At 62.3% G+C, this 18,665-nt stretch carries 19 protein-coding genes, 1 tRNA gene and 3 pseudogenes; 3 read left to right on the forward strand and 20 right to left on the reverse strand.

The features are described from left to right. Positions 1–10 precede the first annotated feature (10 nt). From KSS93_RS13630 to KSS93_RS13655, 6 genes are all read right to left on the reverse strand, one after another. Positions 11–346, reverse strand: coding sequence for a TusE/DsrC/DsvC family sulfur relay protein (locus tag KSS93_RS13630; protein ID WP_217884556.1), 336 nt, complete (start codon positions 344–346; stop codon positions 11–13). Then, on the reverse strand, positions 343–639 hold the full coding sequence (gene tusB / locus KSS93_RS13635) for a sulfurtransferase complex subunit TusB (protein WP_217884557.1): 297 nt from the start codon (positions 637–639) through the stop codon (positions 343–345). The genes KSS93_RS13630 and tusB overlap by 4 nt, the downstream gene beginning before the upstream one ends. Beyond that, entirely contained in the window at positions 639–998 is a 360-nt protein-coding gene (tusC, locus tag KSS93_RS13640; protein ID WP_217884558.1) for a sulfurtransferase complex subunit TusC, read from the reverse strand. Before tusC ends, tusB begins: the two co-directional genes overlap by 1 nt. A 1-nt stretch (position 999) precedes the next feature. Next, on the reverse strand, positions 1,000–1,392 hold the full coding sequence (gene tusD / locus KSS93_RS13645) for a sulfurtransferase complex subunit TusD (protein WP_217884559.1): 393 nt from the start codon (positions 1,390–1,392) through the stop codon (positions 1,000–1,002). An 87-nt stretch (positions 1,393–1,479) separates the two neighbouring features. Continuing rightward, positions 1,480–2,859: a nucleobase:cation symporter-2 family protein gene (locus KSS93_RS13650; protein ID WP_217884560.1), complete on the reverse strand. Its 1,380-nt coding sequence runs from the start codon at positions 2,857–2,859 to the stop codon at positions 1,480–1,482. A 653-nt stretch (positions 2,860–3,512) separates the two neighbouring features. Further along, a complete protein-coding gene (locus KSS93_RS13655; RefSeq protein ID WP_217842994.1) occupies positions 3,513–4,184 on the reverse strand; it encodes a Bax inhibitor-1/YccA family protein in 672 nt (223 codons plus the stop codon). 154 nt (positions 4,185–4,338) lie between these two features. Here KSS93_RS13655 and KSS93_RS13660 point away from each other — a divergent pair. Beyond that, positions 4,339–4,426 (forward strand) — tRNA-Ser (locus KSS93_RS13660). A gap of 492 nt (positions 4,427–4,918) precedes the next feature. On the opposite strand, the pseudogene KSS93_RS26955 reads toward KSS93_RS13660, so the two are convergent. From KSS93_RS26955 to KSS93_RS13705, 10 genes and pseudogenes are all read right to left on the reverse strand, one after another. After that, a pseudogene (locus KSS93_RS26955) lies at positions 4,919–5,209 on the reverse strand (methyl-accepting chemotaxis protein); the annotation flags it as partial. Next, positions 5,204–6,202, reverse strand: a pseudogene (locus tag KSS93_RS26730) (PAS domain-containing protein); the annotation flags it as partial. The pseudogenes KSS93_RS26955 and KSS93_RS26730, both read right to left, overlap by 6 nt. A gap of 14 nt (positions 6,203–6,216) precedes the next feature. Continuing rightward, complete coding sequence (locus KSS93_RS13670; protein WP_217884562.1) at positions 6,217–7,473, reverse strand: GTP-binding protein; 1,257 nt, start codon at positions 7,471–7,473, stop codon at positions 6,217–6,219. After that, a complete protein-coding gene (gene nthB / locus KSS93_RS13675; protein ID WP_217884563.1) occupies positions 7,470–8,132 on the reverse strand; it encodes a nitrile hydratase subunit beta in 663 nt (220 codons plus the stop codon). Before nthB ends, KSS93_RS13670 begins: the two co-directional genes overlap by 4 nt. 39 nt (positions 8,133–8,171) lie before the next feature. Beyond that, positions 8,172–8,753 carry a nitrile hydratase subunit alpha gene (nthA, locus tag KSS93_RS13680; protein WP_217884564.1) on the reverse strand — a complete coding sequence of 194 codons (582 nt, stop codon included), beginning with the start codon at positions 8,751–8,753 and terminating at the stop codon, positions 8,172–8,174. An 87-nt stretch (positions 8,754–8,840) separates the two neighbouring features. Beyond that, a complete protein-coding gene (locus tag KSS93_RS13685) occupies positions 8,841–10,355 on the reverse strand; it encodes an amidase (RefSeq protein ID WP_217884565.1) in 1,515 nt (504 codons plus the stop codon). Positions 10,356–10,703: 348 nt separating this feature from the next. Next, positions 10,704–11,228 carry a group I truncated hemoglobin gene (locus KSS93_RS13690; RefSeq protein WP_217884566.1) on the reverse strand — a complete coding sequence of 175 codons (525 nt, stop codon included), beginning with the start codon at positions 11,226–11,228 and terminating at the stop codon, positions 10,704–10,706. 36 nt (positions 11,229–11,264) lie between these two features. After that, positions 11,265–12,131, reverse strand: coding sequence for a transporter (locus KSS93_RS13695; RefSeq protein ID WP_063544291.1), 867 nt, complete (start codon positions 12,129–12,131; stop codon positions 11,265–11,267). 92 nt (positions 12,132–12,223) lie between these two features. Further along, entirely contained in the window at positions 12,224–13,282 is a 1,059-nt protein-coding gene (oxdA, locus tag KSS93_RS13700) for an aliphatic aldoxime dehydratase (protein ID WP_217884567.1), read from the reverse strand. Further along, a complete protein-coding gene (locus KSS93_RS13705) occupies positions 13,282–13,464 on the reverse strand; it encodes a hypothetical protein (RefSeq protein ID WP_217884568.1) in 183 nt (60 codons plus the stop codon). Before KSS93_RS13705 ends, oxdA begins: the two co-directional genes overlap by 1 nt. Before the next feature lie 339 nt (positions 13,465–13,803). Between KSS93_RS13705 and KSS93_RS13710 the strand changes: the two genes are divergently transcribed. Beyond that, positions 13,804–14,745 carry an AraC-like ligand-binding domain-containing protein gene (locus KSS93_RS13710; protein ID WP_217884569.1) on the forward strand — a complete coding sequence of 314 codons (942 nt, stop codon included), beginning with the start codon at positions 13,804–13,806 and terminating at the stop codon, positions 14,743–14,745. Positions 14,746–14,805: 60 nt separating this feature from the next. Here KSS93_RS13710 and KSS93_RS13715 read toward each other — a convergent pair. The 4 genes and pseudogenes from KSS93_RS13715 to KSS93_RS13730 all read right to left on the reverse strand — a co-directional run. Then, positions 14,806–15,309 (reverse strand): annotated as a pseudogene (locus tag KSS93_RS13715) (IS5 family transposase); the annotation flags it as partial. Between the two features lie 36 nt (positions 15,310–15,345). After that, the gene (locus KSS93_RS13720) at positions 15,346–15,855 is read right to left on the reverse strand and encodes a ProQ/FinO family protein (protein ID WP_217884570.1); all 510 of its coding nucleotides are present in this window, start codon (positions 15,853–15,855) and stop codon (positions 15,346–15,348) included. Positions 15,856–16,017: 162 nt separating this feature from the next. Next, positions 16,018–16,695, reverse strand: coding sequence for a type 1 glutamine amidotransferase domain-containing protein (locus KSS93_RS13725; protein WP_217884571.1), 678 nt, complete (start codon positions 16,693–16,695; stop codon positions 16,018–16,020). A 66-nt stretch (positions 16,696–16,761) separates the two neighbouring features. Beyond that, on the reverse strand, positions 16,762–17,505 hold the full coding sequence (locus tag KSS93_RS13730) for an SDR family oxidoreductase (RefSeq protein WP_217884572.1): 744 nt from the start codon (positions 17,503–17,505) through the stop codon (positions 16,762–16,764). A gap of 105 nt (positions 17,506–17,610) precedes the next feature. On the opposite strand from KSS93_RS13730, the gene KSS93_RS13735 reads away from it, so the two are divergent. Next, complete coding sequence (locus tag KSS93_RS13735) at positions 17,611–18,546, forward strand: LysR family transcriptional regulator (RefSeq protein ID WP_217884573.1); 936 nt, start codon at positions 17,611–17,613, stop codon at positions 18,544–18,546. Positions 18,547–18,665 lie beyond the last annotated feature (119 nt).

The following is an 18,665-nucleotide window of genomic DNA, read 5'->3' on the forward strand; positions in this document are numbered from 1 at the left end:
GAGGGCTCGGTCATATGCAGTTGGTCGGCTTGGGCAGGCCCGCCAGCTTGGCGGCCAGTTTGGCGGGGGTGCCGTTGAACAGACGGTTCAGGTGCGGGCTGTTGCCCTTGTCCGCACCCAGCTTGAGCGCTGTGTACTTGATCAGCGGACGGGTGGCGGGTGACAGCTGGTATTCGGCATAGAACTGGCGCAGCACCTCGAGCACTTCCCAGTGCTCGGCGGTGAGGGCGATGCTTTCGCGCTCGGCCAGTGCTTCGGCTACCGGGTGCGACCAGTCTTGCAGGTCGACCAGAAAGCCGTCCTTGTCCAGGGCGATGGCGCGCTCGCCGACAGTCAGGGTGCTCATAGCCAGCTGTTGACCTTGTCGTAGTGCAGGGTGAGCTCGACGAAGGCGGGGTAGTCCACGGCCTTGGCCGCGGTGGCGTCGAGGGCGCGGGCTTGCAGGTCTTCGGCCAGAGCGAACAGCCGCCCGTCGAGGCTTGCGGCCTGCAGCGCGCGCAGCGGTTCGCTGCCGGGTTTGAGCGCGTAGGTGGCGTCACCGCACAGCAGTAGCGCGTCTTGCGGGCCGAGCAGGCGCAGGCAGCTGGCCAGGCGCTCGTCGCCGAACGGCGAATGAGTGATTACATGCAGGGTCGTCATCAGAGCGTCACCACCTGGTCGAAACGGGCCATCAGGGCTTTCAGTGCATCGTCGTCGAGCACTTCGACCGGCAGGTTCAGCGCCTCGCCAGCCAGGCCGCGCCGGGCCAGGCTGTGGGCGCAGGCGAACAATTCATCCACGCCGAACATCGGCAGGGCCTGCAGGTTGGCGGCGAGGTTCTTCTGTTGCAGCGCATCGGGCTGCTGCGCGGCGGCCAGCTGGAACACACCGTCGTCGAGAAACAGCATACCCAGCGGCAGGTCGAAGGCGCCGCCGGCCAGGGCAATGTCCAGCGCCTCGCGTGCGGACGGGCCGGCCCAGGGCGCCTGGCGGCTGATGATCAACAAGGACTTGGCCATTTCAATCACCTCCAAAGCAAACCAGGCGGTCGGCCATTTGCGCGGCCTCGTGCAACTGGCCAAGGCCGGACAGCTCCCAGGGTATCGGCAGGTTCACCGCCGGGCGCTGGTAGCGGTTGGCTTCTTCGTCGTTGAGCACACCGCGGCGCAGGGCGGCGGCAATGCACACCACGGCATCGAGGCGGTGCTGGTTGACGAATTCGCGCCACTGGGCGGCTACATCCAGCTCGTCCTGGGGCGTGACGACGTTGGCCGAGGCGCTGTGCACCCCGTCCTGGTAGAAGAACAAGCGGGCAATGTCATGCCCGCCGGCCAGCACCGCCTCGGCAAAACGCAGGGCGCGACGCGAGGAGGGCGCATGGGCCGGAGAAAAGACCGCAATGGCGAATTTCATCGGGAACTCGTGCAAAAGAATGCCGCCATGATAAAGCAAAAAGCCCGCGCGGGTGGGCGCGGGCTCTTCGCCTCGGGCAGGCCGGGCTCAGTGCTGGCCTTTGCTCTCGGGCAGGAACCAGTTGAGCACCAGGGCGCAGATGCCGCCGGTGGCGACCCCCGACTCCAGCACGTTGCGGATGGCCGCCGGCATGTGCGCGAGGAACTCCGGCACCTGCGCCACGCCCAGGCCCAGGGCCAGCGAAACGGCGATGATCAGCAGCGCACGGCGGTCCAGGCGGGTGCTGGCGAGGATGTTGATGCCCGAGGCCGCCACCGCGCCGAACATCACCATGGCTGCGCCGCCCAGTACTGGCTCTGGCACCGCCTGGATCACCCCGGCGACACTTGGGAACAGACCCAGCAGCACCAGCATGGCGGCGATCCAGATACCGATATGGCGGCTGGCGATGCCGGTCAGCTGAATCACGCCGTTGTTTTGGGCGAAGATCGAGCTGGGGAAGGTGTTGAACAGGCCGGCCAGCAGCGAGTTGGCGCCGTTGACCAGCACGCCGCCCTTGATGCGCTGCATCCACACCGGGCCTTCGACCGGCTGGCGCGACACCTTGCTGGTGGCAGTGACGTCACCGATGGCTTCCAGCGAGGTCACCAGGTAGATCACCAGCATCGGGATGAACAGCGCCCACGAAAAGCCCAGGCCGAAGTGCAGCGGGGTCGGTACCTGGAACAGCGCGGCCTGGTGCATGCCGGTGAAGTCCAGGCGGCCCAGGTAGCCGGCCAGGGCGTAGCCCACGGCCAGGGCGATGACGATGGCGCAACTGCGCATCCACACCACCGGCACGCGGTTGAGGATGACGATGACCGCCAGCACGGCGCCCGACAGCAGCAGGTTTTCGCCGTTGGCGAAGGTGCCGTTCTGCATGGCGCCGAAGCCGCCGCCCATGCTGATCAGGCCGACCTTGATCAGGGTCAGGCCGATCATCAGCACGACGATGCCGGTCACCAGCGGGGTGATCAGGCGTTTGACGAAGGGCAGGATGCGCGACACGCCCATTTCGACGAACGAACCGGCGATCACCACACCGAAGATGGCCGCCATCACCGCCTCAACCGGCGTGCCTTGCTGCACCATCAGCGCGCCACCGGCAATCAGCGGGCCGACGAAGTTGAAGCTGGTGCCCTGCACGATCAACAGCCCGGCGCCGAACGGGCCGAAGCGTTTGCATTGCACGAAGGTGGCGATGCCAGAGATGACCAGCGACATGGACACGATCAGGTTGGTATCGCGCGCCGAGACGCCCAGCGCCTGGCAGATCAGCAGGCCCGGGGTGACGATCGGCACGATGATCGCCAGCAGGTGCTGCAGTGCAGCCAAAAGGCCGATCAGCGGGCGCGGTTTGTCTTCGAGGCCCAGTACCAGTTCGTTGGCAGGCGCTGCCGCGCCTGGCTCGTGTTCATGTGAACTCATTGGAAAATGCTGCCCCGGCAGAAAAAAGGAGCGCATTCTACGGGCAGAAAACCGATTGGGGTAGGGGCAGGGCAGATGTCGGCATGATCGGCGAACAAGCTGACTTTAGGGTCCAGTTTTTCAGGCCGTATGTGGTCCCCTGTAGGGGATCACCCAGCCCTTTCGGGCTGCGCTGTCGCGCAGAGAACTGGTCTCGTAGATGCGCCACGGTCTCTGTGGGAAGCGGCCTTGCCGGGGCGCCGTCCGGTCGAGATGGGGCGCGATGCGGCCCCAAGGCCTCGGCCTCATGCAAAATTGCCGGGGCTGCTGCGCAGCCCATCTCGACCGGACGGCGCCCCGGCAAGGCCGCTTCCCACAGGGACCGTGTTAAATCAAAGAGTTGTAGTTTGTTCCATGAGGGCGGGCTTGCCCGCGATCACGGGCGCAGCCCGTGCCATCAATCGCGCAGCCAGCTTCGCGGGTAAACCCGCTCCCGCAGGGATTGCCTGAACTTCAGGTCAGTGCCGTACCTGCAGCCGGCTTGCCGGCGATGAGGCCGGAACAGTCAGCGCAAGGCAGTTGCTTTCACAGAGGATGCGTAGGCCATCCGCGATATTCGAACGCCCACAAAAAAGCCCGCCGAAGCGGGCTCTCTCACAGGGGCAGCGACGCGATCAGTCGTCACGGCCCATGATGCCGAACAGCTGCAGCAGGCTGACGAACAGGTTGTAGATCGATACATACAGACTGATGGTAGCCATGATGTAGTTACGCTCGCCGCCGTGGATGATGGCGCTGGTCTGGAACAGGATGCACACCGACGAGAACAGCACGAAGCCGGCGCTGATGGCCAGTTGCAAGCCGCTGATCTGGAAGAAGAAGCTGGCAACTACCGCGCCCAGCAGTACGAAGAAGCCGGCGGTGATGAAGCCGCTGAGGAAGCTCATGTCCTTGCGGGTGATCAGTACGTAGGCCGACAGGCCACCGAATACCAGGGCGGTCATGGCGAAGGCCGAGCTGACCACTTCGGCGCCGCCGCTCATGCCCAGGTAGCGGTTGAGGATAGGGCCGAGGATGAAGCCCATGAAGCCGGTGAGGGCGAAGGTGGACACCAGGCCCCAGGCCGAGTCACGCAGCTTGGCGGTGAGGAAGAACAGGCCGTAGAAGCCGATCAGCACGACGAATACGTTGGGGTAGCGGAAGCCCATCTGTTGCGAGACGAAGGCCATGATGCCGCTGAAGGCGAGGGTGAGTGCCAGCAGGCTGTACGTGTTGCGCAGGACCTTGCTGATCTCCTGCTGCTCGACCTGTTGGCCCTGGTGTACGGCGTAATCCTGTTCGCGCATGGCGACACTCCTTAGATTGGGTGATGGGCCGGGGTCTCGGACCCTCGGCATTGAAACGTAAGTGAGCAGAGCATACCAGAGCTGCCGCAACCCGCGACACAGAGAGTTTGACAGCTTGTTTCATTACGGTATTATGGCCGCCGCAAAACGAGCTGGAAGCGTGGCCGAGTGGTTTAAGGCAACGGTCTTGAAAACCGTCGATGGGCAACTATCCTAGAGTTCGAATCTCTACGCTTCCGCCACTAATTCTCATTAAAGCCCTGATTTTTCGGGGCTTTTTTGTGCCTAAGCGTTTTGGCTCCCCCATCTGGGCCCCCATTATTAGCGTCGCTTTTACTGGTTTACTGCGGATTGTGATGGATGTGCTGCCTAATGACTCACGTTAGGAAGGGGCGATCTATCGAAGGCAGCGTAGGTGGGAGATATGCTTGGCTATTGCTAGCAGCTATCGACCTGGCGCCTGAATATTGGGGCCGCTTCGCGTCCCGTCGCCGACAAGCGCAGCCCCAAAAGTTGGTGGCGTAGCTCTGGAGTCTGGTGACATTCCTGAGCATCACGATCCCGAATCCCACTTTTCCAGACTTTCTCACAGCTTTCACACTGTTGGTGCTGAACGCAGCATCAGCGTAGGTGTCGAGCCATTACACCTGCCTCTGAAAGGTGCATTGGTGGCCTTCCACCCGAGCGCTTCCTGGCTGGAACATCTAACGCGGCGCTTGCGCGGGTCAGCTGTCGATCATCTGCGCGGCTTGCTGAGTTGCCTGACTTGTACGGGTTGCGAGTTTGCGCACCTCGTCGGCTACCACCGCAAAACCGCGCCCGGCTTCGCCTGCACGGGCGGCTTCGATGGCGGCGTTCAAGGCCAGCAGGTTGGTCTGGCTGGCGATGCCCTGGATGGTGGCGACGATGTGGGTCAATTTGCCTAGGGTTTCCTGCATCACCTGATGCTGTTGCGCCTGTGCCTCACGGATGGTGCTTTCCTCATGCCGAGCATGAATATCAGTTATAGCCCCGACTACCCGCAACGGCGCGCCGTCCGCAGCCCTGCGGGTTTGCCCGCGACCGCGGAACCACCGGTAGGCGCCGTTTTGGTGGCGAAGCCGGTACTCGACATCGAACGGGGTGTTGCCGCTGCGATCGTCGACATGGGCGACAAACGCCGCGATGGCGCGGGCGCTGTCGTCGGGGTGCAGGCGTGAGGTCCAGCTTTCCAGAGTGTTGGGGAATTCTTCGACGGTGGTGCAGCCGAGCAGCCGGCGCATCTGCGACGACCACCAGATGGTGTTGCTCGGGTTAGCCGGGTCCCCCGCGACGACTTCGATGTCCCACAGGCCGTCGTGGAGCATCTCGCGGGAAATGTCAAAACGCTCGGCGGCCAGCTCCAGCTCCTGAATGTGCAGCTGTTGCTCATGGATGTCCCGCAGCGTACCCGCTGTGGCGATGGCAACGCCGTTGCTGTCACGCAGCGAACTGCCGCTGACCCGGCACCAGCGATAGTCGCCGCCGGCGGTGAATTTCATGCGCAGGTCCAGCTCAAACTGTGTGCGGCCGCTGCGGTCGGCGAGGTGCCGGGCCAGTGCTTGCTGATGGGCGTGGCGATCAGCCGGATGCAACTGGTCGTGCCACTGACCCAGCTCGGGCAGATGCGGTGCATGGATCGAGGCGGAGCCCGTCCAGTGCATCGCGCACGTTGGCGCAGGCGTGCCTGTGGCAGTCAGATGCAGTTGCCAGAACAACGCATCGGCACCTTCGGTGATCAGCGTCCAGCGCGCTTGCAACTGCTGCGCACGTTCGTCGCGATCAACCAGGTGCTGTTGCAGTTGGCTCACCTGCGCGGCGAGTTCGCGTGCCTGCTCTTTGAGCGCGCGCCGCTCCTGCAGCAGCTGCTCGACGCCGGTGAGGATGCGCCGCAGCAGCGGGTTGCGCGATGACAGCGGCGTACTCGGCTGGTCGGGCTGGTCGAGGCGGTCGGCGAGGGGGGCCAGTATCCAGCGACTGGTGCGATCGAAAAACAGCATGGCTACATCTCCAACTAGATAGCGGCAGCAGCCGGCAATACCTGCGCCTGGCTGGTCGACAAGGCGAGGCTGTCAAAGCTGCTCGCCCAGGGCAGTGCTGGCCAGGCCGATGGCCCGGTAGCGATTTCGTCTGCGCTCAACAGGCAGTGATCGAGCTCGCGTTGTAACGTTGCGGTATCCAGGTCCTGGCCAATGAACACCAACTCTTGCCGGCAATCGCCGACGACGCTGTCCCACTTGGCCATGATCCCCTGCAGGCGGTACTTGTCCTGCGGCCACTGCGACGGGTCGATGAAGTTCCACCAATGGCCGACATAGTCCCACTGGAACTGCTTGCCGCTTTGCACCAGCAGGCCGATTTCGCGGTGGCGGCTGGCGAGCCAGAAGTAGCCTTTGCTGCGCAGCAGGCGGCCATTGCTCCACGGGCGGGAGAGAAATTCGAGCAGGCGTTGCGGGTGAAACGGGGCGCGCTCGCGATAGACCCACGAGGTCACGCCGTAGGTGTCCGACTCGGCGGTCGGAGTGTCGTCGGCGTCCATCTGCTTCATCCAACCGGGCGCGACCGCCAGGCTGGGCAGGTCGAACAGCTGGGTGCCGAGGATGCTCGACAGTTCCACATTGCCAGCCACCACCGGCAGAATCTGTGCCCGGGGATTGAGCCCGGCCAGCACCGCTCGCAGCGTCTGGTATTGCGCGTCCTCTATCAGGTCACACTTGTTCACCAGAATCACGTTGGCGTACTCGACCTGCTCGATCAGCAGGTCAGCCAACGGGCGCCGCGGCGCAGCAACGTCGGCGCGCTCGACGGTTTCCGGCGAGTCGAGCAACGCCTGAAACTGGCTGGCATCAACCACGGTGACCAAGGTGTCCAGCCGCGCCAGTTCGCTGAGGCTGAAACCTTCGGTGTCGAGAAAGGCAAAGGTCTCGGCCACCGGCATCGGCTCGGAGATGCCGGTGGACTCGATCAGCAGATAATCAAAACGCTGCTGGCGCGCCAGTGCGCTGATCTGCTCGAGCAGGTCGGCGCGCAGGGTGCAGCAGATGCAGCCGTTGCTCATCTCGATCAATTCGTCCTGGCCACGGTGCAGCGTTACATCACGCTGCACCTCGGCGGCGTCGATGTTGACCTCGCTCATGTCGTTGACGATCACCGCCACTTTCAAACCCTGGCGATTGCGCAGGATATGGTTGAGCAGGGTGGTCTTGCCCGCGCCGAGGAAGCCGGAAAGGACCGTCACCGGCAGTCGGCCTGCCTGGGCGCGGGCAGTCATGCGTGCACCGCTCGCGGGCTGTCGACCTTGTCCAGATAGCTCTCGAACAGGTCAACCACCACCAGTCCATCGTCGGCGGCATCGCCCCACAGGTCTTTTACCCGGAACTCGACGTGGTAGGTCGGTTGATGCGCTGCGCTGCGGTCGCCGTGGCCAATCGCATCCGGGAACGGCCACTGCGCAGTGGTGCGGTGCAGCACCACGCCTTGCTTGCCGCGCACATAGGCCGGCATGCGCACATGCCCGGCCACGTATTCATCACGCACGATGACCCGGTCGCCGACTTCAAATGGCGGGCGGCCGGTGATCGCCTCACGACCTTGGGCACGGGCCGGGTTGGCCAGCTTGAAGTGCGAGCCGAGGGCCTCATCCAGTTCTGCCTGGGTAATGACGCCGGTCTCGACCAGCAGGGTGGCGGTAGCGATGACATAGCGCTCGTAATACTCGGTGCCGACATGCTGGCGCACATCGATGCGCTCCACGGCATGACGGATTTCGTCGACGCTGAACTTGCCCATGTGGTCGGCGCCAATGAACATCAGGCTGTAGGCCAGGTGCTCCCAGTCCTGCTTGAAAACCTGCTTGTAGCTGAGGCTGTTGATGCGGTGGGGCACTTTGCCAAAGCCCTGGAAACCGCCGAGATCGTGAAAGCCATCCATTTTGAACACTCCGCAAGGGTAGGGGGTTGGGCGTGTTGCTCAGCCAACACGCGGCAGGGCGACGCCGATCAGCACGTCCTTGGTGACCAGTTGGCGTAGCTGCTCTTCGCTCATGTGCTCGGACCCCGCTGGCCGCAGTGGCAGCACCAGGTAACGGCTTTCAGCGCTGGTGTCCCAGACCTTGATCACCACGTGTTCCGGCAACTCGGTGCCCAGCTCGCGCAATACCGTGCGCCCCTCCCGTACCAGCCGCGCGCGGAATTCGAAGCCCTTGTACCACTCGGGCGGCAGGCCCAGCACCGGCCAGTTGGTGCACGAACACAGGCTGCAGACGATCACGTTTTTCAGCGTTGGGGTGTCTTCCAGGGCAACGATGTATTCGCCCTGCGGCCCGGTGAAACCGAACTGCGCGCAGGCGGCGGTGCCGTCCTTGAGCAGCAGCTCGCGGAAGGTCGGATCGACCCAGGCCTTGGCGACGATGCGCGCGCCGTTGTCCGGGCTCCAGCCGTGTTCCATCAGCTGGGTGAGCTGCTCGATATAGCCTTCGGGGATCAGGTCCTTGTTCTTGAGCACTGCGTAGAGTGCCCGCGCTCGCTCACCCGGGGTTGATGTTGCCGTCATGGGATTACTCCTCTCGTTCAGCGCGGTTGTTGAATGATGTTGCTGTTCTAGTTGTTGTGTTGCCGGGGCGTAGCGGCTGGCGTTTGCTTACAGCGTGCGCCAGTCCACCGCGCTTTCGAATGCCGCCGCCGCTTGGTAAATGGTGCCCTCGGCGTAATGCTTGCCGACCAGCATCAGCCCAACGGGCAAGCCGTCGACCAAACCGCAGGGGATGGACATGGCCGGGTGGCCGGTGATGTCCTGGGCGGCGGTATTACCCAGCATTTCCAATGCCCGCGAGACGTTCTCGGTGATCGAGCAATCTGCCTTCGGCAGCGGCTGGGCGATGATCGGCACGGTCGGCATCACCAGCAGGTCGTATTGCTCCAGCGCCTTGTCGTAACCGGCGCGGGCGAAGCGGGCGATGTTCTGCGCCTTGGCGTAGTAACGGCCGTGGTAGTGGTCGAGGCCAAACTGGCCGACCAGCATGCATAACTTGAGCGAAGGCGAGAGGGCGTCGGCCTGGGCGCGCCAGCTGACCTGTTTGTCGAGCAGGCCGACGTCGTACAGGCCCTTCCAGTTAAAGCCTGCACCGTTGCCGTGCATCATCTGCATGGTCAGGCCTTCGCAGCCGATCGGGCCCCACAACGCGCCAGCCAGGGCGTGCTCGGGCACCGAGACTTCCTCGACCAGCGCACCCAACGCTTCAAACTGAGTGATGGCGCTGCGCACCGACTTGGCAACCCGCGGGTCGAGGTTGGCCAGCTCGAAGCCTTGCTGAAGGATGCCGATACGCAGGCCGTCCACGCCACGATCAAGGTAGTGGCTGTAAGCGTCGATTTCAGGCGCGCCCTGGCGTGGATCGAGCCCATCGGCGCCAGCCATCACTTCCAGCATCAGAGCGTTGTCGCGCACGTTGTTGGTCATCGGGCCGAGATGGTCGAAGGTCGCCTCGACCGCCATCACCCCGGTATACGGCACCAGGCCGAAGGTCGGCTTCAGGCCATAAATGCCGCACCACGCCGCAGGAATACGCGCCGAGCCGCCTTGATCACCGCCCACTGCCAGGTCGACTTCGCCAGCCGCCACCAGCGCCGCACTGCCCGACGACGAGCCACCGGTGCTGAAGCCCGGACGCAGTGGGTTGTGCACCGGGGCCGGGTCCGAAGTATGGCTCGCGCCGGACAGGCAGTAGTGCTCGCAGGTGGCCTTGCCGAGGATGGTCACCCCGGCGTCGAGCAAACGGGTCACCACGGTGGCATCGAACGCTGGCACATGGCCGGCCAGCGGCGCGGCGCCATTCATCATCGGCACACCGGCCAGGGAGATGTTGTCTTTCAGGGCAACGGTTTTACCGAGCAGCTTCCCTGAGCTGGCGCCCATCACCTCGGTGCGGTAGTACCAGGCGTTCAGCGGGTTTTCGCAGCTGGACGGGCGATAACCGGAGGTGCGCTCGTAGCGCACCAGCGGGGTGAAGTCGGGCAACTCGTCGACCAAGTCGTAGGCGTCCAGGCTGGGCTGCATAAGCGCCAGGTATTCGCTGGCTTGCTCGGGGGTCAGTTGCAGATGCAGGCGAGTGGCGAGGGCCTGCAGTTGTTCGAGCGTCGGGCGGGTGATGGCCATGGTGTGTCCTGTTTCCGATGCCAGGCCTCAGGGCCTGGCAAATGGCTATGCGAGAGGCCCGCCTTGGCTGGGCCTGCTACTAAGCTAGTGTCCTGTCTCGGAAATACGTTCTCTTTTGGCGAGTGGCTTGGGTGTTCGGCCAAGGCGCCGCGACGAGTCATAGCAGGGCTATGGCGAGGAGTGGCAACGCAGGCCGGGCGCCCAAGACGCCGCCAAAAGTGAACAGCTTATTTCCGAGACAGGACACTAGCGCCAGCATGCGGGCGGCACTTGGTTGAGCAGGACAGTCGCTTGGTTGAGAAGGACTGCCTTGCGCCAGGTGCTGGGCCCCTAAGTGGCCGAGCGGTGTTACGACTCGAGCCTGGGTACCGCTGCCTGTGCTGGCGCTTCATCGCGCGCGGGCCAGACCACGCCAACGCTCTTCATGCCCTTGGCCGGGTCCATTTCAGGGTTGGCCAGCACCACGTCGCGGTAGGACGGGCTGCCGATCACCGCCGGCTTGAACTTGACCAAAAAGTCGTTGACCTCTTTGCGCAGCTCCGGCGCCAGGTTGTAGTCGTTGTAGCATTCTTCCAGGCAGTCCAGCGTGGCTTGCCAGTGCACCTCGGTCAGGCCCATGCCACGGTGGGCGGTGACCATGTCGCGGCCGCGGTACTTGGCGCTGCCGCCCCAGTGCTGGGAGAGGAAGTCGACAAAGTTGATGTGCTCTTTCTGAAAGGTCGACTCGGACATATGCGCCCAGATATGCCCAATCGCCGGGTGGGCCATGGTCTTGCGCAATACCGCACCGGCAAACTGGTAGATCACGTCGTAGCCGCCCAGGCGGGTGTACAGCGAAGGTTGTTGTTCGATGGATGGGTTTTGGTCAGTCATGTGAATGCTCCATTACGGCCGAGGTTATGCAGGCGGTTAAAAGACCCGGACATACCTGAGGTTCAGACGGAAGTTCTCTTTCGGGCCATTTTCTACCGCGAGGTCACGCCCCAGTTGCATCTGCAGCTGGTCCTGAGCGGTAAAGAACTTGGTGGCGGTGACGCGGAAGTTGGTGGTCTCGCCGCGGTCATCCTGGGAAATGCCATCAATTTTGTTTTCACCACCCCAGGTGTGGCCAAAACCAAGGGCAAGGGACGTGCCCGGGTCGATGATGTAGCGCCCCATCAACTGCGCTGCATAGGACATGTCCTGTTCACGGCGAACCGAGTTGGCACCGAAGTCGTCGTTGTCGCCGTACCAGATCGCATCACCGACCACGTCGACCGCCCACTTCTCGTCGAAGTGCTTGATGTACGCCGCCTGCAAGTCGACCTTCCAGCGGTTCTCGCCCAGGTTGAGCGCGTCTTTGCGGTCGTAGTTACCGGTCGGGGCGATCAAATAAACTGTGGCGCCAACGGTGTCGTTGGCCTCATTCAAGCGGTACTTGAGCGGCGCGGTCAGGATGAGGTCGCCGATACCGCTGGTGCTGCCCAGCGCCGAGGCGTCACCGCCGCTGGAAACGTGGCCGAACGGCAGTAGAAACTGCGGCTCGATGGTCAGCCGGTCGGTCAGTTTATAAACGTGGAGCAAACGCAGGATGCCAACGTCGGAGGTCAGGTTGAAGTCCGAACTGGCCTTGTGGCCCTGGGCGTAGGCACTGTCGGTAGTGGAGTGCTGGTAATACACCACTCCGATGGTTTTATCCGCCGGCAGCACTTCGTAATCCCCCGGCGAAACTTCAACTGCCTGCACAGACAGGCACGGCGCGGCCGCTGCGAGCATCAGGTAACGGAGCTGTTTCATGGACCAAGTCCTTATCGTGAGCCCAAACGCGGGCAAAAAGAGCCCCGCTGCCGCAATAACGGCAGGTGCAGGGCTAAACGTGGAGTCTTTTGTTAGTTGGTGCTTACTTGCGCGTCACGCAACATGCCCGTGTGCGGGTGGCAGTTGATGTACTCGAACACCTGGCTGCTTGCATCGGACACCGACACCTCGTGGTACAGGCGTAACTTCTGCAGCCCCGCCGCCACTCGGAAGAACGTGACGAAGATGCGCAAATGAGTCGGGTGTGATTCCGCCCAGCGTTCGAGTTTTTCCACCGAGCGCCAGTGGCCGATGTTATAACTCATGTCGAGAAAGTTGCCGTCGGCATCGATATTGCGCACGAAGCGATTGCTGTAACAGCCCAACGGCTGGCCGTTGTCGCGCAAGAAGTCCATGCCGTCCTGCAAGGTCGGCAAGATCTCATCCAGATACAACGAACGCTCCGCCGCTTCCGCAGCGGCCCAATCCTGGCCCGAACGAATCAAGGCGATATTGTCATGGCCAACCACCACTACCCGGCCGCCCTTGGCCGGGTCGCCAGACACCACCCGCAGCTCGCCGTCAGGGCTCATCCAGTCGGTTTGCGACACCGGAAAACGGTCGCGCATCGAGCCCCAGTAACCGTGCTCTTCGATCTCGCCACTGGTCTTGTCCATGACCGCGCCAACGCCCGGCAAGTCGCTTTGAAACGCATACAACGTCTCGAACTGCTCCGCCCGCGGTGCAGAGATCTCGCGGTAATAACCCAGCCCATCATTCAAACGCTGCGGCGAACTCCACCAGCCCTCCACCTCGGCCGAGCGCACCCAGCGGCAATAGGCGCCGGCGTCCTTCCAGTAGCCGACGATCATCAGGTTGTCGTAGCCGCTGTTGTCGGTGTGGTGGGTCAGGTCGTGAGTCAGCGGGCCGTCGGCCAGGCTGAAGCTGGCAACGATGTCACGCATCGCCTGCAAGGCTTGCTCGCGCTGGCCGTCACCTTTGTATTGCACGCCCAGGTAAGCCATCACCACCTGAGTCAACTGCTCATCAGCACGGCCCACCCACATCGGAAAGGGCGGCTGGTAGTCATCAGGCACCCGGCGCGATAACGTGCGCGGGCACTTGAGGTGTTTGTCGATTGCAGACTCCATCACAGGCTCCTTGTTGTTCTAGGTTCAGGCACACGCTCAGTTTCAAGGCAGGCATTCGCCAGCCGGGCCCGCACTGCACAGGCCCCCCATTCGAGCAGCCACGACAAGAACTCCTCGGGCGCCAGGTCACGCATGTGCAGCCACCTGAATTCATCGGCCACTTGCTGTTGTTTGAATTGCATGGGCTCACCTCATCGGCATGGGTTGCTGAGTTGCCGTAAGGTCAAAGTTAGGCACGACTGACCAGCCCCGCTTTGTTCGCAAGGACAACCGTTTGGTTGGAAAAGACAGCGCCAAAACACCCGTCGGAGCACGAACCAAGAGGGTGCGGCGCACCACGCAAAACCGGACTTTTGCCCTGAAATGGGGAGGGAAGTTGATGCTGTCGACAGCCACGCGTTTGCGCAATCCCGCGGTAGACACTTTCGCGCCAACGCCAGCCGCTGGCGTGTTTATTGCCTGTATCACCCACGGTAACAATCACCGTTTTCCCCCGTTGTTGCATCAAGGTGAGCGCCATCATGGCTGAGACCAACCTTTATTCCACCCTTGCTGTTTCGCCCGCTCGCCGCTTTGATTACTGGCGAGAAGTGGTCTGCCGCCATTGCCTGTCGGCAGACAGTAAACCCTCGTCGCAGAGCGATTTCGAAGGTGTGCTACAGGTCAACGGAATTGGCCCTCTGGACATCACTACCCTGTCGTCGCCGCTGCACCACTGGGTGCGCTCCGAGAAGCATTTGCGCAGCGACCCGGCCGACGATATATGGCTCGGTTTCACCCTCAACGGCCACGGCGAAATTGAACAACACACCCGCAAAGCAGGCCTCAGCGCTGGCAATTTGTTTCTTTACGACGCAACCCAACCGTTCCGCTTCAGCCTCGGTGGTACCGAAAACCATCTGATCCGCATCCCCCGCTCACTGCTTGCCCAACGCCTGCCCCGCATTGGCGACTTTACCGCGTTGGTGCTGGACGAAGCCCGCCCCGGCGTTATCCCGCTGCGGCAGATGATCGGCCAGGCGGTCAGTTCAGTAGCGCTGTTACAGGATGAAGGGATCTCCCGGCGCTATTGCAACACCATCACTGATCTACTGGTGCTTAGCCTGGAGCTACAGGACCTGAAGACTATTCATCAAGAGCTTGATCTTTATGGGCGGATCATGAACTACATTCAGCGACATTTGACGGAGCCTGAACTGTCGCTTGAGTCGATTGCTGTGGCGCATCACGTGTCGACACGGACGGTGACACGGGCGTTTGCCCGGCACCAGAAGTCACCGGTCGCCGAGATCTGGAAGGAGCGGCTGAACGCTAGCCGGACGGCGATTGAGTGTGGCCAGGTAAGGAGTGTTTCCCAGGCGGCGCTGGAGTTTGGCTTTTCCGATTTTTCACATTTCAGTCATGCGTTCCGGAAGGCATTTGGGGTGGCGCCACATACCTTATTGCGGGGGAGTGGGGTTTGAGGATTGCAGATGTGAGAGGCGAGACGTCGATGGCTTTTTTGAAGGTACAGGTCGCCTTGGTTATCTGCCCTCACGGGCGCACCTCTCCCGCCCCAGGCACAGATTCGACAGGGCAAACAGCGTGGCCAATTGCGCCGTGTTCTTGGCCAAGCCACGGAAACGGGTTTTCACATAACCGAACTGGCGCTTGATCACACGAAAAGGGTGTTCGACCTTCGCTCGCGCCTGCGCTTTGGCCTTCTCGATCTTGCGCCTGACTTTGTAGAGTACGCTGCGTTTGCTCAAGCGCTTGTAGGTGCTGCGACGGGCCGCAATCTACCAGATCACCGCCCGCCCTCCATGCTCCGGCCGTTTCTCCACGCCGGTATAACCTGCATCGGCACAGATAGAATTTTCATCGCCATGCAACAGGTGAGCGACCTCCGTTACATCAGCCACATTCGCCGCTGTGCCGTGGACGTGGTGCACCAGCCCCGACTCAGCATCGGCACCGATATGCGCCTTCATGCCGAAGAAAGACTGGTTACCTTTCTTCGTCTGATGCATTTCAGGATCGCGCTTGCCTTGCGCAAAGAGTCTTCGGCTGCGTATCCCCGCAACTCAACCCTCAACCTTTTCCACCACACCCTCAACCGCAGCTTCCACCGGCTTCGCCTTGGCCTTGGCCCGATTACGCCGATCCTGACTACGCTGGCGCGAAGCCTGCTGCTTGGCATGCAGTGCCTGGGCCGCAGTCACGGTCCCCGCTGGCTGCCCGTTCAAGTCCAGCCGCGGCGCATCCTCGACCATGCTGGCCCAGTAACGGTTGCCCTTGCACCAGGTGGAAATCCCCAGTTTCAGCTGTTCACGGGTCAGCCCCAGCAGCTCGAGATGTTGCTCTGCATCCTTGAAGATGCCTTCCTTGAGCGGCACCTTGGGCGCGGGGTTGACCGGGAAGGCCTGCGGAAAGTGCTTTTGCAACGGCCAGATCGCCGCCACTGCCGGGTCCTGCTCGCGAGGCTTGGCCTGGGCGGCGGGTTTGCGCTTGCGCTGAGGGGCGTTTTCGGCCTTGGCCTGCTCTTTTTCTGCCCGCAGGCGGTCACGGAGTCCAGCTAGTTGTTCAAAACCCATCGTTCAATTCACTGCTTCGAAGTTGATTGCGTGGCGCAAGGATAAGCCATGCAGCGCCTGGAGGCAGCACAAACAGGACAAGTTGCCTGAAATTCAGTGAAAGCCCCATCGCAGGCAAGCCTGTGATGGGGCTGGTAATGCACTTGCGAAAACCTGCAAAAATCACTTCACCCGGGCAACCAGCGCCTCGGCCACCGCTTCGGAGCTGGCGGGGTTCTGCCCGGTGATCAGCCTATCGTCCTCGACCACGAACGGCGCCCAATCCGGGCCTTTCTCATACAGCCCACCCAGGCGCTGGAACTCATCCTCGATCAAGAACGGCACCACATCGGTGAGCTCAACGGCGGCTTCCTCCCCATTGGTGAACCCGGTCACCCGGCGGCCCTTGATCAGCGGCGAGCCATCGGCCGCTTTCACATGGCGCAGTGCGCCTGGTGCGTGGCAGACGAAGCCAATGGGCTTGCCGGCGCGTTCGAACGCCTCTATCAGGCGGATGGAGGTCTGCGACTCGGCAAGGTCCCACAGCGGGCCATGGCCACCTGGGTAGAACACGGTATCGAAATCCTTCGCGTTGACGCTGTCGAGCTTGACCGTATTGGCCAGTGCCTGTTGCGCGGCCGGGTCGGCATTGAAGCGGCGGGTCATGTCGGTCTGAAAGTCCGCCAGCTCGCTTTTCGGGTCGAGCGGCGGCTGGCCACCTGCCGGGGATGCCAGCACTACTTCGGCACCAGCGTCCTTGAACACGTAGTAGGGGGCTGCGAATTCTTCCAGCCAGAAACCGGTTTTCAAGCCGGTGTTGCCGAGCTGGTCGTGCGAGGTCAGTACCATCAGAATTTTCATGCTTGATTCCTCGAATGTTGAAGCCGTGGAGGAGGGGCAGCGGGCCGTCCCTCTATATCAGTTGGCTTAAAAGTCCTGAGAGGTCGGGCGCAGCACGATCTCGTTGATGTCCACATCCGCCGGTTGCTCGATGGCGAAGGCGATGGCCCGGGCAACCGATTCTGCCGGGATTGCCTGCTTGTAAAACTCGGCCACTGCCTGCGCGCTGGTTACGTGCGTGCTGCCGTGTTTGAGCTCGGAATCCACCGCGCCGGGTTCAATGGTGGTGGTGCGGATGCTGCTGCCCACTTCATGGCGCAAGCCCTCGGAAATCGCCCGCACCGCGTATTTGGTGCCGCTGTACACCGAGCCGCCTGGGCTGAACACCTTGATACCGGCCACCGATGAAATATTGATGAAGTGCCCCGCGCCTTGCTGCTCGAACAGCGGCAGCGCGGCGGCGATGCCATACATCACGCCTTTGATGTTGATATCGATCATTCGATCCCATTCATCGACGCGTAGTTCGGCAATCGGCGAAATGGCCATCAACCCTGCGTTGTTGATCATCACATCCACGCGGCCGAAGGTGCTCACCGCGTGTTGCACCAGGGCTGCCAGGTCTTCACGGCGAGTTACATCCACCACTTGGGCAGTGGCCTTGCCGCCTTCGGCCTTGATCTCTTCGACGATAGCATTCAGGCGCTCTTCACGGCGTGCGCCAAGCACCACCGCGGCACCCAGCCTGGCCAGGTGGCGGGCGGTGGATTCGCCCAGGCCGCTGCTGGCGCCAGTGATCACGACGACTTTCCCTTCGATACCTTTGCTCATTTCAGTAACCTCAGTGGGTGGAGATGGCACCGATTATGGGTTGCGGGTTTGTCACAGAGAATGGAATATTCAGGATTTGAGTATTCCTGAAAGTGGAATAAACCGATGCTGAACCGACTCGACATGGTCAGGGTTTTCCTGGCGGTTGCGGATTGCTCGTCGTTCCGTGAGGCCGCCAACCAACTGGCCACATCACCGCAAAAAGTCACCCGGGCGGTGCAGGAGCTGGAGCGGCTGATGGGCGAGCCGCTGTTTCATCGCAGCACCCGGCAGATGCGCATCACCGATTTCGGCAGGGCGCTGGCCCTGGAGGCGAAAGCCGCTGTGAATGGCTTCGACCAGCTGTTCGTCAGGGCCGATAGCGATGCCGATCAGGAGCTGTCAGGGCGGGTGGGGCTTACGGCGCCCCATGCCATCGGCAAGCTCTACCTGGCGCGTTTTCTGGCCGAACTGCGCCGGCAACACCCGAAGTTGAGCATCGACCTAACGTTGGATGATGAATTGACCGACTCGGTGGTTTCGAAGATCGATATCGGCATTCGGGTGGGCAGTGTGCGGGACCGGCGCTTCATTGCCAGGACGGTGGCCAGCGTGCCGCTGATGGTGGTGGCTGCGCCCGGGCTGATTGCCAGTGCCGGCACACCTTTGAGCCTCGAAGCACTCAAAGCCATGCCGTTGTCGCTGCTGCAGGACCGCAGGACCGGCCGTGGCTGGCCGTGGGTTTTCCCTGACGATGGCAGCTTCATTCCCGAGCAACCGGGTTTTACCTGTGACGACCCGGAGACGGAGCTTGAAATGGTGCTGCAAGGGGCGGTGTTTGCCCAGGTTCCGCTGTATCTGGCTGAGCCCCATTTAACCCAGGGCACGTTGGTAGAGGTGATGCCGGACTACGCGCCGCCGCCGCTGGATTTGATTCTCTACCGAACCCGGCCGGGGCCTGCGCCGCGACGAATTCGGCTGGTGTATGACTTCTTGCTGGAGAAGCTCGGTGACAGGAAGGTGTTCCCGGGTGGCGTGCCAATGCTAATCGGCAAACCCTGATTTGAAGATTATGCGCGATCTCGTAGGAGCGTCCTTGTGCCGCGAAAGGGCTGCGCAGCAGCCCCGGCGATCTTGCAGGATGTCGAGATCCTGGGGCCGCTTCGCGACCCTTTCGCGAC

Source organism: Pseudomonas xanthosomatis, from assembly GCF_019139835.1.
Taxonomy (GTDB): domain Bacteria; phylum Pseudomonadota; class Gammaproteobacteria; order Pseudomonadales; family Pseudomonadaceae; genus Aquipseudomonas; species Aquipseudomonas fakonensis.